General features: G+C 58.6%; 15 protein-coding genes and 2 pseudogenes. 8 read left to right on the top strand and 9 right to left on the bottom strand.

Going from position 1 to position 18687, the window contains the following annotated elements; genetic code table 11:
- Window positions 1-5 precede the first annotated feature (5 nt).
- Window positions 6-1922: a beta-N-acetylhexosaminidase gene (locus tag FHT78_RS07410; RefSeq protein ID WP_183742136.1), complete on the top strand. Its 1917-nt coding sequence runs from the start codon at window positions 6-8 to the stop codon at window positions 1920-1922.
- A 229-nt stretch (window positions 1923-2151) separates the two neighbouring features.
- A complete protein-coding gene (locus FHT78_RS07405; RefSeq protein ID WP_183742134.1) occupies window positions 2152-3348 on the top strand; it encodes an MFS transporter in 1197 nt (398 codons plus the stop codon).
- A 115-nt stretch (window positions 3349-3463) separates the two neighbouring features.
- Here the strand turns inward: FHT78_RS07405 and FHT78_RS29275 are convergent.
- From FHT78_RS29275 to FHT78_RS07375, 7 genes and pseudogenes are all read right to left on the bottom strand, one after another.
- A pseudogene (locus FHT78_RS29275) lies at window positions 3464-3610 on the bottom strand (VapC toxin family PIN domain ribonuclease); the annotation flags it as partial.
- 250 nt (window positions 3611-3860) lie between these two features.
- The gene (locus FHT78_RS07400; protein WP_183742132.1) at window positions 3861-4172 is read right to left on the bottom strand and encodes a MurR/RpiR family transcriptional regulator; all 312 of its coding nucleotides are present in this window, start codon (window positions 4170-4172) and stop codon (window positions 3861-3863) included.
- Window positions 4173-4293: 121 nt separating this feature from the next.
- Entirely contained in the window at window positions 4294-5286 is a 993-nt protein-coding gene (gene iolG / locus FHT78_RS07395; RefSeq protein WP_183742130.1) for an inositol 2-dehydrogenase, read from the bottom strand.
- 38 nt (window positions 5287-5324) lie between these two features.
- Window positions 5325-6128, bottom strand: coding sequence for a TIM barrel protein (locus FHT78_RS07390; RefSeq protein ID WP_183742128.1), 804 nt, complete (start codon window positions 6126-6128; stop codon window positions 5325-5327).
- A 75-nt stretch (window positions 6129-6203) separates the two neighbouring features.
- Complete coding sequence (locus FHT78_RS07385) at window positions 6204-6998, bottom strand: ATP-binding cassette domain-containing protein (RefSeq protein ID WP_183742126.1); 795 nt, start codon at window positions 6996-6998, stop codon at window positions 6204-6206.
- 2 nt (window positions 6999-7000) lie between these two features.
- Complete coding sequence (locus FHT78_RS07380) at window positions 7001-8122, bottom strand: ABC transporter permease (protein WP_183742125.1); 1122 nt, start codon at window positions 8120-8122, stop codon at window positions 7001-7003.
- 125 nt (window positions 8123-8247) lie between these two features.
- On the bottom strand, window positions 8248-9195 hold the full coding sequence (locus FHT78_RS07375; protein WP_183742124.1) for a sugar ABC transporter substrate-binding protein: 948 nt from the start codon (window positions 9193-9195) through the stop codon (window positions 8248-8250).
- Between the two features lie 172 nt (window positions 9196-9367).
- On the opposite strand from FHT78_RS07375, the gene FHT78_RS07370 reads away from it, so the two are divergent.
- Window positions 9368-10363 (top strand): LacI family DNA-binding transcriptional regulator, encoded by a 996-nt coding sequence (locus tag FHT78_RS07370; RefSeq protein ID WP_183743416.1) that lies wholly within the window; start codon window positions 9368-9370, stop codon window positions 10361-10363.
- Between the two features lie 280 nt (window positions 10364-10643).
- On the opposite strand, the gene FHT78_RS07365 is transcribed toward FHT78_RS07370, so the two are convergent.
- A complete protein-coding gene (locus tag FHT78_RS07365; protein WP_183742123.1) occupies window positions 10644-11375 on the bottom strand; it encodes a GntR family transcriptional regulator in 732 nt (243 codons plus the stop codon).
- A 132-nt stretch (window positions 11376-11507) separates the two neighbouring features.
- Between FHT78_RS07365 and FHT78_RS07360 the strand changes: the two are divergent.
- From FHT78_RS07360 to FHT78_RS07340, 5 genes and pseudogenes are all read left to right on the top strand, one after another.
- Window positions 11508-12510, top strand: a pseudogene (locus FHT78_RS07360) (ABC transporter substrate-binding protein).
- 63 nt (window positions 12511-12573) lie between these two features.
- Window positions 12574-13389, top strand: a complete 816-nt coding sequence (locus tag FHT78_RS07355; protein ID WP_183743414.1) for an ABC transporter ATP-binding protein — start codon at window positions 12574-12576, stop codon at window positions 13387-13389.
- Between the two features lie 4 nt (window positions 13390-13393).
- Window positions 13394-14266: an ABC transporter permease gene (locus FHT78_RS07350; protein ID WP_183742122.1), complete on the top strand. Its 873-nt coding sequence runs from the start codon at window positions 13394-13396 to the stop codon at window positions 14264-14266.
- A gap of 95 nt (window positions 14267-14361) precedes the next feature.
- The gene (gene araD, locus FHT78_RS07345; protein ID WP_183742120.1) at window positions 14362-16095 is read left to right on the top strand and encodes an L-arabinonate dehydratase; all 1734 of its coding nucleotides are present in this window, start codon (window positions 14362-14364) and stop codon (window positions 16093-16095) included.
- 7 nt (window positions 16096-16102) lie between these two features.
- A complete protein-coding gene (locus FHT78_RS07340) occupies window positions 16103-16828 on the top strand; it encodes a ribonuclease activity regulator RraA (RefSeq protein WP_183742118.1) in 726 nt (241 codons plus the stop codon).
- A 1049-nt stretch (window positions 16829-17877) separates the two neighbouring features.
- Here the strand turns inward: FHT78_RS07340 and FHT78_RS07335 are convergent.
- A complete protein-coding gene (locus FHT78_RS07335) occupies window positions 17878-18582 on the bottom strand; it encodes a transcriptional regulator NanR (protein ID WP_183742116.1) in 705 nt (234 codons plus the stop codon).
- Between the last annotated feature and the right edge of the window lie 105 nt (window positions 18583-18687).

The raw sequence follows: 18687 nt of genomic DNA, 5'->3' as shown, positions 1-18687 counted from the left end.
GAGATATGAAACCGGCCGACTATCGCCTGGAAAGCAGCTGGAATCCCAATGGTGGGACGAATGGCGCTTTCACCTTCACGCTTTTCAATCTTTCCAGTGAGGCGCTTTCCGGTTTCACGCTTGTCTACACTTCGCTCACACGGGTCATCGATGCCGCGGCATGCGGCAATGCTACATTTCTGAGACGCAACGCCAATTTTCATGAATTCGAACCACCGGCCGGACTGACCCTGGCTGCGGGCGACCGCTGGACCTTCACGGTCGCCGGCCTGCACCGCCCGGCGCGGCATTGCACTGACGGCGCCAAGTCGGCCTATCTGACGTTGTCATCCGGAAAGCATGTGCCGGTCGCCGTTTCCGATCTGCTGCTCGAAGGTCGTGTGAGTGAACCTCCGCCCGTGCTCCTGCCCGAGGGCCGCCTCGACCTGCCTTTTGCGTTGCAGCCCTGGCCGGCCGAGATCGATGCGAAGCCGGGCGACAGTTTTCCGGTCGTTCTCTATCCGGAGGGTGCCAGCGCAGACGAATTGTCGGCAATATCTGCCTGCATTTCACTAACCCGTCGCCTTTTCGAAAGCGACCATTCGGTTTTCAATCTGGTCGCCTCGCCGCAGGGGCGCGCCCTTGCCTTCAGCAAGAATGCCTCGCTCGACGCCGAAGCCTACCGGCTGGCCTTCTCGGCGGATCGCGTGACACTTTCCTATGCCGGCACTGCGGGGCGCCAGTATGGATTGACCTCGCTCGCACAGATGCTCCATGGGGCGCGGGCGAGCAATGGCAAATTCCGCTTCCCGGTTTCCGGAACGATCTCCGATCGGCCCCGCTACAGCTGGCGCGGCTGCCATCTCGACGTTTCCAGGCAATTTTACCCCGTTGACGACGTCAAGCGGCTGATCGACATCCTTGCCTGGTTCAAGCTCAACATCTTCCACTGGCATCTGACCGACGACGAGGCCTGGCGCCTGGAGATCAAGGCCTATCCGCAGTTGACGACTGCGGGCGTGTTGCGAGGTCCAGACGAGCCGCTCTTGCCGCAACTTGGCAATGGTGCCGAGCCTGCCGGCGGCTTTTACACACAGGCCGATGTCCGGGACATCGTCACACATGCAAGCTCCCTTCATGTCGAGGTCCTGCCGGAGATCGATATTCCCGGCCACAATGCAGCGACGCTGATCGCTCTTCCCGATCTGACGGACGGCCAGGAAGCACCCGAAAGCTACCATTCGGTCCAGGGCTATCCAAACAATGCGTTGAACCCGGCCGTGCCGCTGACCTATGCATTCCTGGAGACGGTCTTCGACGAAATGGTCGAGCTCTTTCCCTCTTCCTATATCCATATCGGTGGGGACGAAGTGGCGAACGGCTCCTGGCTCGCCTCGCCGCTTGCCATCAAGCTGATGGCCGAGGAAGGCATTTCCGGCACTTTCGGATTGCAGTCCTACTTCCTGAAACGGATCAAGGCGATGCTCGACAAGCGTGGCCGCAAGCTTGCGGGGTGGAACGAGGTCGCCCATGGCGGCGGGGTCGCGGCGAAGGACAGCCTGCTGATGGCCTGGGAAAATCCCCAGGTCGGCATTGAACTTGCCAAACAAGGCTATGACGTCGTCATGACGCCGGGCCAGGCCTACTATCTCGACATGGTGCAGGCCGAGGCCTTCCAGGAACCCGGCGCAAGCTGGGCCGGCACCGTTCCACCAGCCCACACCTATGCCTATGAGGCGGCCGGCGAATTTCCTGAAGAGCTGAAGCACAAGCTCAAGGGTGTCCAGGCCTGCATCTGGTCGGAACATTTCCTGTCACGCGGTTATTTCAACCGTCTCGTCTTCCCGCGTCTTCCAGCAATTGCCGAAGCTGCCTGGACGCCGAGGGCAGCCAAGAATTGGGACCGGTTCGCGGCGATCGCGCCGCTGAGCCCAACGCTTTAACATGGTAATCGAGAGGCAGTCGGCGCCACGATCTTGATCCGAAAGTGGGCGCCCCTGGCAAGGGTCGGGCGCGACCAGCTTGACCTTTCCATTCAAAAGGAAATTCGGCTAAACGGCCAGTGCTCCCCTCCCCGCTGGCGCGACTGACATTGATCCACGGCGATCCTTGCAAAGACGGTAATTTTGCTCGTCCTCGCTGATGCGCTCCAAACCATTGCTGATGATGACGATGAACCGCCTGATCCCCGATGTCTTCCGCAATCCTGCAATCCGGGTGAGCATGATTGCCATCTTCACGTTCGGTTTTGCCGGCGCGACTACAAACCCTTATCGATCCGTGGTCGGTATCGTCGAACTCGGCCTGTCGAACGGGGTTTACTCCGCGCTGATCTTCGCAGCCGCAGCCGTCAACGTCGTCGTCAGCATTCTTTTCGGCAATCTTGCCGACCGGCTCGGTGAATATCGCACGATGATGCTCGTTTCCGCGACATTCGGCATTCTCGGCTATGGCGCGGTCTATTTTTTCGCAACCCGGGAAATCTTTGTTCTCAGCGCTCTCCTGCTGCTGCCGATCTATGGATCGCTGAACTCGTTGCTCTTTGCCAATGTGCGCGCGGCGGCCAGAGGAATGGCGTCCGGCGAGATTGCGACCGTCAATTCCGGGACACGGGCAATGATTTCGCTTTCCTGGGTGCTCGTTCCCGGGTTTACGGGCGTTCTGCTCTCCTCCTCGCCGTCCATGTTGCCGGCCTATTTGTTTGCCTGCATGTCCTGTCTGGTCTGTGTCGGCCTTATCGGCATCCTGCTGCCGCGGCAAAGCGGCACCGACCGAGCTGCCACGCACCATCTCTCCTATCTGGCCGCTCTCGGCGAGGTGATCTCTCCAAGGATCATCAGCCGGGTCATGGCGGTCGCGCTGATCAGCAGCACGCTGCATGTAAACGACGCGATATTTCCCCTCGTCATCACCGGCGCCGCTCACGGCACGGTCGCCGATATCGGAATTCTGGTGGGGATCGTCGCGCTCTTGGAAGTGGTCTTCATTATCGTATGGTCGCGCATGCTGCGCATCGTCAGCCAGCTTGCAGCCCTTACCCTCGGGGCATTGATCTATGCGCTCTATCTGACGCTTCTAGCCTTTGCCGATCAACCCTGGCATGTCTACGCCCTCACCATCATCAGCGGCATTGGCGCAGCGTCGCTGATCTCCATCCCGATCACCTACCTTCAGGATCTGATCGCCGAGCGGCCGGGTCTCGGCAGCGCGTTGATCTCCGTCAACATCTTCCTCAGCGCCGGGTTGAGTGCGCTCCTTTTTGCGGCGGGAACCGCCGTCACCAGCTATTCCGGCACCGCGGTGGTCGGTGCTTTTTCGGGGCTTGCCGGGACCGCATGGCTGCTGTTTCTCGACCGGCGCCGGCGCTGACCCTAAATGTTTTCCCGGCATTTGATGGTGCATTATTTCTTGGAATCGAGGGAGAACGCTTTCGAAGCGATACGGGATAGACCAGAAGACCGTAGCGCCGGCATACGTTCGTCGTTTATCGGGACCAGAGATTAATCGCTTTCAACCCAGCGGCTTCGAACGGGCTTGTGTCGCGTGTTGCGACTGCGAGGCCATGCGCAACTGCTTTGGCGGCAATATCGCCATCAGCCGTGCCGATCGCTTTCCCAAATCTTCGAGCGCGTACGCGCGAGGTCCGGATTAGGGATCCGGTCGCTTGTCGCGATGATGCCGAAGCTCTGCCGAGGTTCCAGTCCCACGTCTGGACGCCGAAGGGCTGCGCAATCTGTTCCCCTCACACCGGTCGGTACATGGGCAAGCGTCGCGCATTCGCCCGGAAAGCCATTGCTGCTAGCAACCTCGGTAACGATAGACCAAGTGGACTCCGGTGATATGGCGATATAGCCTAGATTTGTCGCGTCGAGCGCAGACCCCTAGCCACCGCTATGTCCCTGATATAAAGACTGTTTTGCCGCAGTCTCGCGAATGTGATCTTTGATCATCGCGCGAAAGTCGCGCAACGTGCGAAAACCAATGTGCTGCGCAAGTCTGTGAACCGTCGTTTGAGACACCCCGCAATGGCGCGCGATCGCGGCGGCGCTTTCGAAAGCCATCAGTTCTGGGCGATCCATGATCTCTCGTGCGACGCGCTCGAGACTGTCGGGAAAGACGATGCGTCTTTTAGCGATCAGGTACTTCAGTTCCTGCAATGTCTCGGGAGGGAAGAGGTCTGTATCCTTCGTCATTACGCTTGCCTTCCCAAACGTCGTCTTCCGGCAATCTCGGTGCGATGTACATTCGCGGGCGGCGCGTCAGCTGAATGGCGATACGGCAATGTGAGGACATGGCCGCATCGCATCGAGCTTGTTAACCGACCGTCACGGGTTTGCCTGTCTGCCAGCTTACTGTTGCGGCTTCCGCCAGTTTCTGCGCCTGAAGTCCATCATAGCCACCGGGCCTCAGTGACCGAGTGCCTGTGTCGATCGCATCAATGAAAGCATCGATCTCGTTGGCGTACGCCTGGGCGTAGCGCTCGAGAAAGAAGTGTTGAACGGGATCCCCGCTGACGCCGTTCGCGTTGGAAAATTCGACGCTCGTGGCGGCGATATTCTTTGCCGCAAGCATACCGAAAGCCCCATGCACTTCGATGCGCTGGTCGTATCCATAAGTCGCACGGCGTGAATTGGTGATGACGGCAATGCGGCCCGAAGCCGTCTGCATCTGCACGGCGGCGGTATCCACATCCCCCGCGGCGCCGATTGCCTGGTCGACGAGAGACGCCCCAAGCGCGTTCACGACGACGAATTCCTCACCCATGAGAAAGCGAGCCATATCGAAGTCATGGATCATCATGTCGCGGAACAGACCGCCGGAAGACTTGACGTAGTCGGCGGGCGGGGGCGCGGGATCCCGGCTCGTGATCGTCACGATCTCAATCGCGCCGACATCGCCACGGCGCAGGCGCGCCTCCAGACTGGCAAAGTTGGGGTCAAAGCGGCGATTGAAGGCGATCATCAAGGTCGACCTGTTTTTCTCAACGACCTCGAGGCAGCTGTTGATGCGTTCGACCGACAGGGAGACCGGCTTTTCGCAAAGAATTGCCTTGCCGGCTCTCGCGGCCGCCTCGATGAGGTCTGCGTGGCTCGGGGTCGGCGTCGCGATAAGGATTGCATCGACGTTCGGGGACCTGACGACGTCCTCCGCGTCGGCAACCTCGGCGCCGGTCTGCGCTGCGAGAGTCTCTGCCGATGCTCTGAAAGCATCCGCCACATAGGCAAGCTTCGCCTTCGGGTTCGCCGCGATGGTTGCGGCATGCACTTTGCCTATCCGGCCGGCGCCGATCACTCCAAACCTGATCATTGATGTCTCTCCATTGCAAATTTTGACGATCGAAATATTTAAACGGTGAACGCGTCGCGAAAGCGGGCAAGCGCCATCTCGTCGTCACCGGAGGCCCACGCCTCCATGCCGATCATGCCGCGATAACCCATGTCCTTAAGCGCGCGGGCGATGGCCTTGTAGTTGATCTCCCCGGTGCCGGGTTCCATGCGCCCAGGAACATCCGCCACCTGGATCTCGCCGATATATGGCAGGGCGCGCCGACACAGCTCGATCAGGTTCCCCTCGCCGATCTGGGCGTGGTAGAGGTCCAGGTTTAGCTTCAGCGCCGGCCGGTTAACAGACGAAACGAGGGCGAGCGTATCCTCGGCCTTGGCAAACGGAGTCTTGGGGTGATCGACTGCCTGATTGAGGTTTTCGAGCACGAAGGTAACGCCCTCCTGATCCCCGAGCTCGGCGATGCGGTTCAGCGTATCGCGTGCCTTGAGCCACATGGCACCAGTCACCTGGTCAGCCTTCACGACCGGCAGCCCGTCGCCGTCGAGACCGGTGCCATGCAAGTTGAGACGCGGGCAATTCAGCTGTCGCGCAACGGGGATCGATAACTTCGCGGTTCGCAATAATTCGTCCGCGCCTTCGTCATCAGCAAGCGTGCCGGACACATAGCCCGTCATTGACGAAAAGACTGCTCCCGATCGCGCAAGCGCGGCGATGTCGTGTTTCGTCCAATCCCAGATTTCGGCGTGAAAGCCGAGTTCGGTGATACGCTTCAGCCTGTCGACAATAGGAAGCGACTTGAAGACCATCTCAGCGCAGACAGCGAGCGTGAAGGGGGATGATGTATTCGACGGATCGTCGGTCATTTACCATTTCCATGTTTGATGATTGAGAATGCGGCAGCCCGCCAAAGCCAATCGGGCACCGCAGGACAAGCCGGTCTAGATCGTGCCGCCGAGCTCTTCGGACAGTTGCTGCAGTTCCTTGCCGCCCGCCATCAGGTTCTGAAGCTCATCCATCGCGATATCGGTCTTGGCAAAAGTGCCGAGCGTCTGGCCGCGATTGAGGATGGTGAAGCGGTTCGCGACCGCGTAGGCGTGCCGAACATTGTGGGTAATGAAGATCACCCCCAGTCCGTTCTGCCGGACCTGGTGGATGTATTTCAGTACCATCGAGGTTTGCGCCACGCCGAGCGCCGAAGTAGGCTCGTCGAGGATAAGGATCTTGGCGCCGAAATAGACCGCGCGCGCAATTGCAACGCATTGGCGTTCGCCACCGGACAGAGTGCCCACGGCCTGATTGGGATCGCGGATATCGATGCCGATTTTACGCATCTCTTCACGGGTGACATCATTGCAGTGCGCCAGATCGAAGTGACGGAATGGGAAGATGCCTTTGCGTGGCTCCCGACCCATGAAGAAATTGCGCGTGATGGACATCAGTGGAATCATGGCGAGATCTTGGTAGACCGTCGCAATCCCCGCATCGAGCGCGTCGCGCGGGCTGCGGAAGCTGACGGGCCTTCCTTCGACCAGGAAAGTCCCTCCGCTTGGCCGGACGACACCGGACAGCGTCTTGATCAAGGTGGATTTGCCCGCGCCATTGTCGCCGAGGAGACAAAGCACTTCTCCGGCCGAAACTTGTATCGACACGCCGTTGAGAGCGATCACGGAGCCGTAATGCTTGACAATGTCGGTCACTTCGATGATCGGCGTTCGGTTATTGACGTCTGGCATGATCAGCGCTCCCCAGTAACCTTGCGGCGGATGAAATTGTTGAAGAGGACAGCCAGCAGCAGCATTGAGCCGAGGAAGACCTGAAACCAGTCGGAGTCGAACTGGGTATAGGTCAAGCCGATCGAAACCGAGCCGAAGATGATCGCTCCGAAGAAGGCGCCGATCGCTGAGCCGTACCCGCCTGTGAGGAGGCACCCGCCAATGACGGCGGCGATGATCGCTTCGAACTCTTTTTGAAAACCGCGCCGGGCATCGGTCGAACCGGCGTCAAGCACGGTGATGATGGCGACTAGCGCCGCAGCACACGCCGTCAGGGCGAACAAGCCCGTCTTCACCCGATGTACTGGGACGCCGGAGTTTCTTGCTGCATTGGGATCGCCGCCGGCCGCGAAGATCCAGTTGCCCATGCGAGTACGCAGCAGAACCCATGTTGCAGCCACGGCAAGCACGACGAACCACAGGACTGATACGGGGATGCCGGTGACCTTCGGCAAACCATTTGGGAACTTGTCGATCAGATCGTGATCTGCAAGCCAGACGAACAGGCCCTTCAGCGCATCGCCGGAAAAGAGCCCGAGCAGCGGACTGTCCTTCACATGGTCGCCGATGCCGCGAAGCTGCGTCGAGCCGCCTGTCGCCGATTTCAGACCGACGAGCGTCAAGCCGCGTAGTATGAAGAGGAATGCCAGGGTCACAATGAACGACGGAAGGCGCGTGTGAATGACGATCTGCCCGTTGATCGCGCCCATGAAGGCCGCAAACAGCATCGTCATGACGATGGCAACCGAAAGCGGTTGACCGAAATTCGTCAGGATGACGCCGAAGATCAATCCTGCGAAAGCCACCATCGAGCCGATCGACAGATCGAATTCTCCGCCGATCATGAGCAGTGCCGCGGCAATGGCGAGGATTCCCAATTGCGATGCCGGCGCCATGATGGTCATCATGCCTGAAAGGGAAAACATCGTTGAATCGGCGGTGAGAAAGAAAAAGACGATGACGAGTACAAGGCCAGCCACGGCGCCAAGCTCGGGCCGCCGCATCATATGCGTTAGAAAACTCACCTGTTTGACGCGCTCATCGGCCTTCGGCGCAGCCGCCGCCTTTTGCTCAAGCGAAGCCATAATTCCTCCCACGGAATCGTAATTTAGGGTAACGGCGGCGCTGCTCGGCACCGCGCTCTGTCAGCCAAACCCCCTCCCCCGTTCAGGGGAGGAGATTCGGGGAGAATGCCTTTCGGCAATTCTTTTCAGCGAATGCCCTTGGCGGAAAGATCCACGACCTGGGCGGCCTTCTCCTTGGTGATCAGGTTCGGGCCGGATGGGACATTGCCCCCTGGGATAAGCCCGTATTTGGCGTAGTTGGCCAGGAATACCACGGGCAGATAGCCCTGCAGGAACTGCTGTTGATCGATCGCGAAGGCTGCTTTACCATCGGCCACGGCCTTCAGGAAATCTGCTGAAAGGTCGAAAGTCGCCACCTTGATTTTGCCGGTCATTCCGACGTCCTCGACAGCCGCCAGAGACGGCTCGCCGGCAGTTCCGGCGCCGAGCGCCATGACCGTATCAACCGCCGAATTGGAACTCAGTGCCGCCTTGACCTTCGCGCGGACATCGGCCGGATCGTTGCTGACGGGCAGAACCGTGACCTTGCCACCGAAACCGTCGGCAAAGCCCTTGCAGCGCAGATCGAGCGCGACATTGCCGACCTCCTGATTGACGCACAAGCCTTCCTTGCCGCCCAGCTCATGCAGCTTGGCACCGGCGGCCTTGCCCGCGGTGTATTCGTCCTGGCCGACATGCAGAAGCGCTCCCAGCTCTTTCGAAACATCCGATCCCGAGTTGATCGAGATAACCGGAATGCCGGCGGCCACGGCCTTCTTGATCGACGGGCCGAGCGCCGAGGCGTCCGGAATGGAGACGATAAGCCCGTCAGGCTTCTGATTGATGGCCGCATCGATGAGCTGCCCCATCGAAACCATGTCGAATGTTTCCGGCGCCCGATAGTCGACGTTGACGCCGATATCCTTAGCAGCCGCGTTGACGCCATTCTTAACGACGGACCAAAAAGGATCATTGGCCTGGCCGTGAGTGACGGCAACGATGCGAATGTCCGCAGCGCTGACAACTGCTGCAGAGCACATGAGCGCAACAGCGACGGCAGCGCCCGCGAGAAGCGATTTCAAACCTAGTTTCATCTTACCCTCCCCAAAACAGTCCGCCCTCGCGGACCCAAGATGCTACCGGTTGCATTCCCGTTTGCACCCGGTAGCAAGCTTGGCAAAATTACTTTATTGTCGACAAAAATCAAGCATCCATTCCATTTTTATTTTTTTTGTGGAATATTTGTTCCATCGCGAGGAGACGAGTATGCGCAAGCGGGCAACGGCGAGAGAGGTGGCAGAAGTCGCCGGCGTATCGAAATGGACTGTGATCCGTGCATTCACACCTGGTGCTTCCATTACCGACGTCAGCCGGCAAAAGGTCCTCCAGGCAGCAGAGGCGCTGAACTATTCGCCCAACCTGCTCGCTCGCAGCCTTGCAACCAACACCACTCATCAAGTCGCCGTCTTCGTCGACGACTTTGCCAATCCGCACAAGCTCCCGGTTTTGGAGACGTTGACCGAGCGCCTGCAGGCGGAGGGGCTGTTGACCGTATTGATCAACATCAATCGCCATTTCGATCACGTTCACGCGCTGATCAACGCCGATCAACGACAATTCGACGCCGTGATCCTGTTCGGTACCGCCTTTCGTGAGGAAACGCTGGGTGACCGACGGCTTGGCCCAGGTTTACCGCCAATGTTTGTCCTTGCAAGAGACAGTCAGATCCCCGGCGTGCCCGCAATCGCATGTGACACCGAGCTCGCTCTCAGCGAGATCGTCGGCTATTTGTTCGACAAAGGGTACCGCCGCCCGGGCTTCATGATGGGAGCAAGAACCCTGTCGACCGCTCTGGGCAGGCGCCGTCACTTTGGGAATCATTGGCGGCAGAAGGGCATTGAGGGCGTCGTGGAACTGACTGCGGAAAAATATAGCGTTCAGGCCGGCGCTGAAGCAGCGCGGATTTATTTGGGCGATTGCCCACCGGGCTCGCGCATCGATGTCCTGATGTGTGAGAACGACATTTTGGCGCTTGGAGCAATGGACGTCGCCAGAAGCGAATTTGGACTTCGAGTTCCACAGGATCTTGCTGTCGTCGGTTTTGACAATATCGAACTGGGCGGCGTTCCCGCATACGGGCTGACCAGTTACAAGCAGCCCACCGAAGAGATGATCAACGTGATGGTTGCCATGGTAACCGGCAAGCGTAACGCCGAAATGGTTCTTCTGCCAGGTAGCCTTGTGCCAAGAGCATCGGCTTGACGCGCCTCTTACAAAACGCATACGGGCTCAAATTCGCATAGGTTTATAGAGCGCCTCGATGGATTAGAACTGGCATGGCGACCGTGATCAAACGCCGATAATCGCCTGATAGAATGAGCTTTTTTGCGTAACCTGAACTTATGGAACTGAGGAGGGCGTCTCACAGATATGTTGAGACGCTTAGGTCGCGAGCCGTCGAGTTGTTGGCATCAAGAATTGGTGTCAGCGCTTTCACACTTAAAGGCTTAAACGCTCGGCCTTCTCTCGCGGCTGATGGCCTTCACCCCGCGCTCACGTTCGAAGCATTTGACGACGACGCTGGATCGTACATGAAAGTTGGAAACTTGGCGCGAATGACATCGATGATAGAAAGCGTTCCGGACAAATGCTTCCGAAGAGCAGAAACCGCCGCCCGCTCGTCTCCGGACCTGATCGCATCAACGATCGCATGGTGCTCCTGCAACAAGGATTGAATCTTTCCCTCCATGGGGAGATTCAACCGTCGCAGCCGATCGAGGTGCACGCTTTGCTGCCTGATCACCTTCCACAGAAGCGCGTTTCCACTGTGCTCATAGAGAACACGGTGGAACTCTCGATCAAGCGCGTCGAACTTGTCGTAGGTGGACGGGTCTGCAACGGCCTCCTGCTGTCGCAGTACTCGGTCCAGAGCTTCTGCAGTGTCCTTGGATGAGATGCTCGACAGCCGTCTTACCGCTTCGAGTTCCACCGATAGCCGAAGGAACTGTGCCTGCCTTGCGTGGTCGACGTCAATGCGGGAGACACGAGTGGCATATTGCGGAAAAATGTCCACCAGCCCATCTTCCTGTAATCTCAACAAAGCGTCACGCACGGGCGTCTGGCTCACCCCAAATTCTTCCATCAATGTCGCCCGCGAAAGAACCGTTCCTGGTTCTAGTGCCACGGTAAGTATTCTTTCCTTAAGGATTTCATGCACTTGCACTGCAACCTGCCTGGAGCGGTCAAGCAGCAGAAAGCCGGTTTTCGTCGCCATCGATAGTCTCCAAATCAGTCATTGATCCTTCATAGCGCATAAATCGGGTTGATGCACTGATGTTTTAGTGTACTAATAGCGTACGGTCGCGCTAGGGAGTGGCGGCCCAAAACCGATCATTGGGAGGATAAGATGATCAATTTTACACGCGGGCTCGCCGCGCTAGCTGCCGTCGTAGGAATGGCGTTGCCTGCGGCTGCGCAGGAAAAGACATCCATTTCGATCACGCGTCAGCCGGGCATCCTTTACCTCGCCAGTCACGTGATGGAGACGCAGAAGCTCATCGAGAAAGAGGCCGACGCTCTCGGCGTCAAGGGTGTCACTGTCGAATGGCGGACCTTTAGCGGCGGCGGCGCTCAGACAGACGCGCTGCTTGCTGGCAACGTCGACATCGTCAACACGGGGACGGGTAACCTGCTTCTGCTTTGGGACCGGACGAAAGGCAAGGTGAAGGGCATCATCACCAGCTCAGCTCAGCCTGTGATCATGGTTTCCAACGATCCACGCATCAAGTCGCTGGACGATATCACCGCCCAAGACAAGATCGCAGTGCCGACCGTTGGTGTTTCAACGCAAGCTATCCTCCTCCAGATCGCAGCAGCCGCGAAATATGGCGACGATCAGGTCAAGAAGTTCGACGCGAACACTGTACAACTCGGCCATCCTGACGCCGTGGCGGCGATCGCAAATCCGAACCATGAAGTGAAAAACCATTTCTCGGCTCCGCCGTTTCAATATATTGAACTGAAGCAGAAGGGCGTTCACCGCGTTACGGATTCGCGCGAGATCATTGGCGGCGCTCTGACCCAAGCCACGTTCTTCACGACCACGAAGTTCGCCGACTCCGACGCTGGTCAAGGCTGTTCGTGAGGCGACGAAGAAGGCAATCGCCTCCATCAAAGCGGATCCAAAAGCCGCGCTGGAATCTTACAAGAAGGTTTCCGGCGACAAGACCTCGATCGACGATCTGATGTCGATCCTCAACGAGCCAGGCTTCATCAACGACTACCGAACTGACCCGCAGGGCACGATGAAGTTCGCGACCCATCTGCATAAGATCGGCACTCTGAAGACGATGCCCGCCGCATGGACGGACTACTACCTTCCAGAGTCGGCTGATCTGAACGGCAACTAAGGCGCCCTCTGTGCATCGGCGTGGACGCGCCGATGCATGCGCAATCACACAAGGAATTTCCCAATGCTACAAGCGACCGTCTCGGCCGGGCCAAGCCTCGTCCAACAACCAGCGCGGCAGCCGCTTCTCAGCGTCGACAAGGTCACCTTGCGATACAAGACGCCGAGCCTTCTGGTCACTGCCACCGAAGGCGTGAGCTTTAATGTCTGTCAGTCTGACCGCTTCGTCCTCCTTGGTCCGTCGGGATGTGGCAAGTCGACACTTTTGAAAGCGGTCGGCGGCTATATGAAACCATCTGCCGGGACCATCACCATCAACGGACGGCAGGTCACAAAGCCTGGTCCGGACCGAATGATGGTCTTCCAGGAGTTCGATCAGTTGATGCCCTGGAAGACGGTTCTCCAGAATGTGATGTTCCCTCTCCTTGTAGCGCGCAAGCTTCCGGAGAAGGAAGCTGAAGAGATCGCAAGAACGTACATCGACAAGGTCAAACTGACGCGCGCGGTAGACAGCTTCCCACACACGCTCTCGGGCGGCATGAAGCAGCGTGTTGCAATTGCACGTGGAATGGCGATGCAGCCGGACATTCTTTTGATGGACGAACCCTTCGCAGCGCTGGACGCGCTCACACGTCGCCAGATGCAGGACGAGTTGCTTCAGCTATGGGAAGATACGAAGTTCACGGTAATCTTTGTCACCCACTCGATTGCAGAAGCGATCAAGATTTCGAACAGAATTCTTCTTCTTTCGCCGCACCCGGGGCGAGTGAAAGCAGAAGTGATCAACGCCGATTTTGCTGCCCACGAGGACGGCAGCGCCGCGGCCCTTGAGAAAGATATCCACGATCTGCTCTTCTCAGAGCCTGGACACCGGGAGTAGAGACATGAACAAGCCGCAGATCCTGCTTGCCGATAACAATTCCGGCGCAACCGCCACTCACGGAAACATCGCAGCGGTGGAACAAAAGCTCTCTCCGTTCGAGCTCGTTTGGGGCATTGGAGCCTTGCGTAAGGCCCTGATCATTGTCGGGTTGGGTGTGCTCTGGCAGCTCTACGCAACGCATCTCGACAACCCGCTTCTGTTTCCCACGCTAACCGATACGTTCCACACCCTCGTCGATCGCTTCGCAGACGGCACCTTGCCTGCGCGCATCTGGACGACCTTAAAGATCCTTCTCATGGGTTATGCGGCAGGCACGGCGTTAGCGGCAGTTCTCACGGTCTTGGCCATCAATACACGCATCGGCACCGACTTTCTCGAGACGATGACGGCGATGTTCAATCCCCTGCCCGCCATCTCTCTGTTGCCGCTCGCGCTGATCTGGTTCGGCCTCGGCGCCTCCAGTCTCGTGTTCGTCCTCATCCATTCCGTGCTGTGGGCGGTTGCACTCAACACCCATTCCGGTTTCCTCGGCGTATCGAGAACGTTGCGAATGGTCGGCGCGAACTATGGTCTCACGGGCTTCTCGTATGTTACGCGCATCCTGATCCCTGCCGCCTTCCCTTCAATCCTGACCGGCCTGAAGATCGGATGGGCCTTTGCCTGGCGAACACTCATCGCCGCCGAACTTGTCTTTGGCGTCTCTTCCGGCCAGGGCGGCCTTGGCTGGTTCATCTTCGAAAACCGGAACCTGCTCGACATCCCCGCCGTATTCGCTGGACTGCTGACGGTCATCGTCATTGGCCTCATCGTCGAGAACCTCGTGTTCCAGACACTGGAGCGCCACACCATCCAGAAGTGGGGAATGAAGGAATAGTCGGCGCCCGTCGCCGGCGGGGCCCGACACCTCCTAACATGCACGCTGTCTCATGCGCCGCATGCGTCAGCAAGCAAGACACGTGGAATGAACTCATGACGAAGAAGACACCTGATACCTTGCGATCCGCGCGCTGGTTCTCTCCGGACGACCTGCGCAGCTTTGGTCACCGATCGCGCCTGATGCAGCTCGGCTATGCGGAAGAAGATTTCCGCGACAAACCCATTATCGGGATCATGAACACCTGGTCGGAACTCAATTCCTGCCACTCGCACTTCAAGGAGAGGGTACAAGACGTGAAGCGCGGCGTCGCCCAGGCGGGCGGCTTTGCGGTCGAAATGCCGTCTCTCTCCGTAGACGAGAGCTTCACCAAGCCGACCTCGATGCTCTATCGTAACATGCTGGCGATGGAAGCAGAGGAAATGGTCCGCTCCCACCCCCTCGACGGGGTGGTGCTCATGGGTGGTTGCGACAAGACCACTCCCGGTCTTGTCATGGGCGCACTCTCCGCAGGCGTCCCGATGATCTACCTGCCCGCCGGACCCATGCTCCGTGGCAACTATGCAGGCAAGATCCTCGGCTCGGGATCGGATGCGTGGAAATACTGGGATGAGCGTCGCGCCGGAAACATCTCCGACGACGAATGGCTGGGCATCCAAGGCGGTATCGCACGCTCGGCCGGAACATGCATGACGATGGGGACAGCGAGCACAATGACGGCGATCGCGGACGCGATGGGCCTTACCCTCCCCGGCGCCTCTTCGATTCCTGCTGTCGACGCTAACCACCAGCGTATGTCGGCCTCGTGCGGCCGCCGCATAGTCGAGATGGTATGGGAAGATCTCACGCCTGATAAGATCGTCACCAACGCCTCATGCCGAAACGCGGCGATCGTCGCAATGGCGACCGGATGCTCCACCAACGCCGTGGTCCATCTTATCGCAATGGCGAGACGAGCGGGCGTCGAACTAACACTTGATCATCTTGATGACCTCGGCCGCGTCACGCCGCTTATCGCCAACGTACGTCCCTCCGGCAAGGACTACCTGATGGAAGACTTCTTTTATGCAGGGGGCCTCCGCGCACTTATGAAGCAGTTGGACGATCGTCTCGACCTCACCGCGCTGACCGTCACGGGAAAGACGATGGGTGAAAACCTCGAAGGGGCGCAGGTCTTCAATGACGATGTGATCAGGCCCCTAAACAACCCCGTCTATCACGAGGGCTCGCTTGCCGTCCTGCGCGGCAATCTTTGCCCTGACGGTGCGGTCATCAAGCCCGCGGCGTGCGATCCCAAATACCATGTCCACCAGGGCCCGGCGCTGGTATTCGACAGCTATCGGGAAATGAAAAAGGCGATTGACGACGAAAACCTGGACGTGACGCCCGATCACGTCCTGGTGCTTCGCAACGCTGGTCCGCAGGGCGGTCCGGGCTTTCCTGAATGGGGAATGCTCCCGATCCCGAAAGCGCTTATCAAAAAGGGCCATCGAGACATGCTCCGTATTTCCGATGCTCGCATGTCGGGCACCTCCTACGGAGCCTGTGTTCTGCACGTCTCCCCCGAAAGCTTCGTAGGAGGCCCGCTCGCTCTCCTGAAGACAGGCGATATCGTCCAGCTCAATCTTCCTAACCGCACGCTCGACATGCTTGTCGACGAAGAGGAGCTTGCGCGTCGCAAAGCGGCCTGGCAGGCACCAGAACCGCGCTTCCAGCGCGGTTGGGGCTGGATGTTCTCCCGTCACGTTACGCAGGCAGACAAGGGCTGCGACTTCGACTTCCTTCAAACCGACTTCGGCCGCGCTGCGGGCGAACCAGATATCTTTTGAGGTGACCATGACCGACTACGTACTCTCAGACGCAACGCGCGCGAAGTTCAAGAAGATCTCAACTGCGTCGATCGCCACCGCGCTCTACAAGCGCGGCCTTCGCAACCAGTTCATCCAGGGCGTCGTCCCTGTCTCTCCGAAGGCCGAAACAATGGTCGGCCAAGCTTTCACGCTCAGGTACATTCCAGCCCGCGAAGACCGAAATCCCATCACGGTATTTCGCAACGCCAATCATCCGCAGCGCGTCGCCGTGGAGACCTGCCCGGCCGGCCACGTCCTCGTAATGGATGCACGCAAGGATGCCCGCGCAGCGACGGCTGGCTCCATTCTCATCACTCGGCTTGCTCTCCGAGGTGCCGCGGGCGTCGTATCTGACGGCGGCTTCCGTGACGCGGAGGGAATCGGCGCACTCGACATGCCAGCCTACTATTCCAAGCCGTCGGCTCCCACCAATCTCACTCTGCACGAGGCGCTGGATATCAACGTCCCGATTTCATGCGGCGATGTTGCGGTGTTTCCGGGAGACGTCCTCGTGGGCGACCGCGACGGAGTGATGGTCATTCCAGCTCACCTCGCCGATGAACTGGCCGACGAATGCGCAGAGATGGAGAGCTACGAAGACTTTGTCCTTGAACAGGTCAAGGGTGGCGAGCAGATCATTGGTCTTTATCCGAGGACCAAGGAAGAGTACGAGCAGCGCTATGCGGACTGGCGCGTTCAAAACAACCGCTAGCAAAAAGCCAACCGGGGATGGGTGATGCAGCCGCTTGAGACCGCACTTGGCAAAGCGTCGGCGAGCCGCACCCGGGGCACATTCCACGGGTACCGGTCGTCGCTTCCCCGTTGGATTTTCCTTTTACGAGGCGAATTTCATTGTCATCTCAACCGGCCATGAGCGCGTGACGCAAGCTCGGTTCCTAGCAGGGAAGTGGCGGGCGGCTTGGTCGCCGCTTGGAGGTTCTTCGGGCAGTTTCGGCTGCCTCATGTTCTTATTCGCCTGCTCCGCCTGACGAATAAACTAGGGCTATTGTCCCATACGTCAGAAATCAACTGTATCGACCGTGTTATACACTGCTCAATATCGGTAATGCCGCCGTTCGCATGTATCGAGGCTGAATTGTATATTGGCGTTATCCGAAAGCCAGGGGCTATAGGGCAGGAAGCTTATAAACATCTTCGCAGCAGAATATCCGATCAGGAACAACCGTCAGCCCCGGGAGTTAATGCTTTAGTCGGGCGTAAGCGTAATCGGAGCGTGGCGCTCTCCTCGATCCTCGGATATTCCGAGGTTGCTTCCAGCTTTCGAGCTGTGACGCCGGGTTCGAATCCCTGCCCCGACAACCATACCCATACATCGAATCATGCCGGGCTATTTTACGTCGGGCTACCTCAGCCTGGCGTCGGCGCGGCATCCTTCTCAGACGGATGCCTCTTCACGTTGCCATCGAACTGCGCCGCCATCAGCTGATGAGTTTCGATCCGTTTGCATCGCCAAGGTCGGGCGGCACACAGCCCCGTTGCCTGCCACCGTGAGGAGGAGGTCCGCTCCTTCCGAGGCCAGCGTGATCTCCACGCTCCCACATCGTCGTTCGGGAAGCCTTCGGTCAAGTTCGATTTCGTGCCGAGCGCAGCAAGCAAGACGATGCAGCATCTTCGTGGATGTGTGAAACTGTTGTAACCGACGTTTATGGCCGTTGCCCTCAATCGGAAGAATGCGTTGTTCGCCGGTTGCGATGGAGGCGCGGAGCATTGGCAACTGTCGCCAGTCAGTCGACAACAGATTTACTTTGCGTACAGCGCGCGGGAGCGTTCGAGATGTTTGAGGAGCGCCGTTTCCGAGCCGTCGACGTCGTTGGCTTCGAGGCGGTCGACGATTTCGTCGTGTTCGGCGAGCGTGAACTTTTCCTTGCCGGTCCAGATCAGCATCTCGGTATGATATTCCTTCAGCCAGGCGAGCATCGCCTCGCTGACGGCGACATAGATCGGGTTGCCGGAGATCTGGGCGATGCGGGTGTGGAATTCCATATCGGCGTCGATGAATTCTTCGGCCCGTCCGAGGGAGGCGCGCTGACGTTCTATGATGTCTCGGAGATCGCCGATATCGATTGCCGAGGCGCGCTGTGCGGCCTCGCGGGCCATGCCGCGCTCGAAGAAGATGCGGGCGCTCTTCAGATGTTCGAGCGAGTCGGCCGACTGCGATAGCATGATCTTGGCGGTGAGATCGACCTGGCGGAAGATCGATTTTGCCGTGAGCCGCAGCACCTTCGCGCGTTCCCCGTGCGAGATGCTGACGAGACCCTTGTTGGCGAGCGATTGCATGGCTTCGCGGATCGCCGGCCGGCCGACGCCGAAGCGCTCCATCAGCACCCGCTCGGACGGCATTTCGTCGCCGGGCTGAAGCTCGCCTGAGGTGATCATCCGCTCAAGTCGATCAAACACTTCGTCGGAGAGTTTTCGGCGGACGATTTGTTCGATGGGCTGGGTCATGAGATCTCGCTGGCTCAAAATGCTTCCTCCTAACAGTTTTCCGCGCCGAGAACAAAGCTCGCGGCTGAAAATTTGCGTCGCCGAAGATTCCGCTTTTCATTAGTT

It is taken from the genome of Rhizobium sp. BK196 (assembly GCF_014193255.1).
GTDB lineage: Bacteria > Pseudomonadota > Alphaproteobacteria > Rhizobiales > Rhizobiaceae > Rhizobium.
The sequence above is the reverse complement of the archived record's forward strand: the minus strand, read 5'-3'. Positions and strand labels throughout refer to the sequence as shown.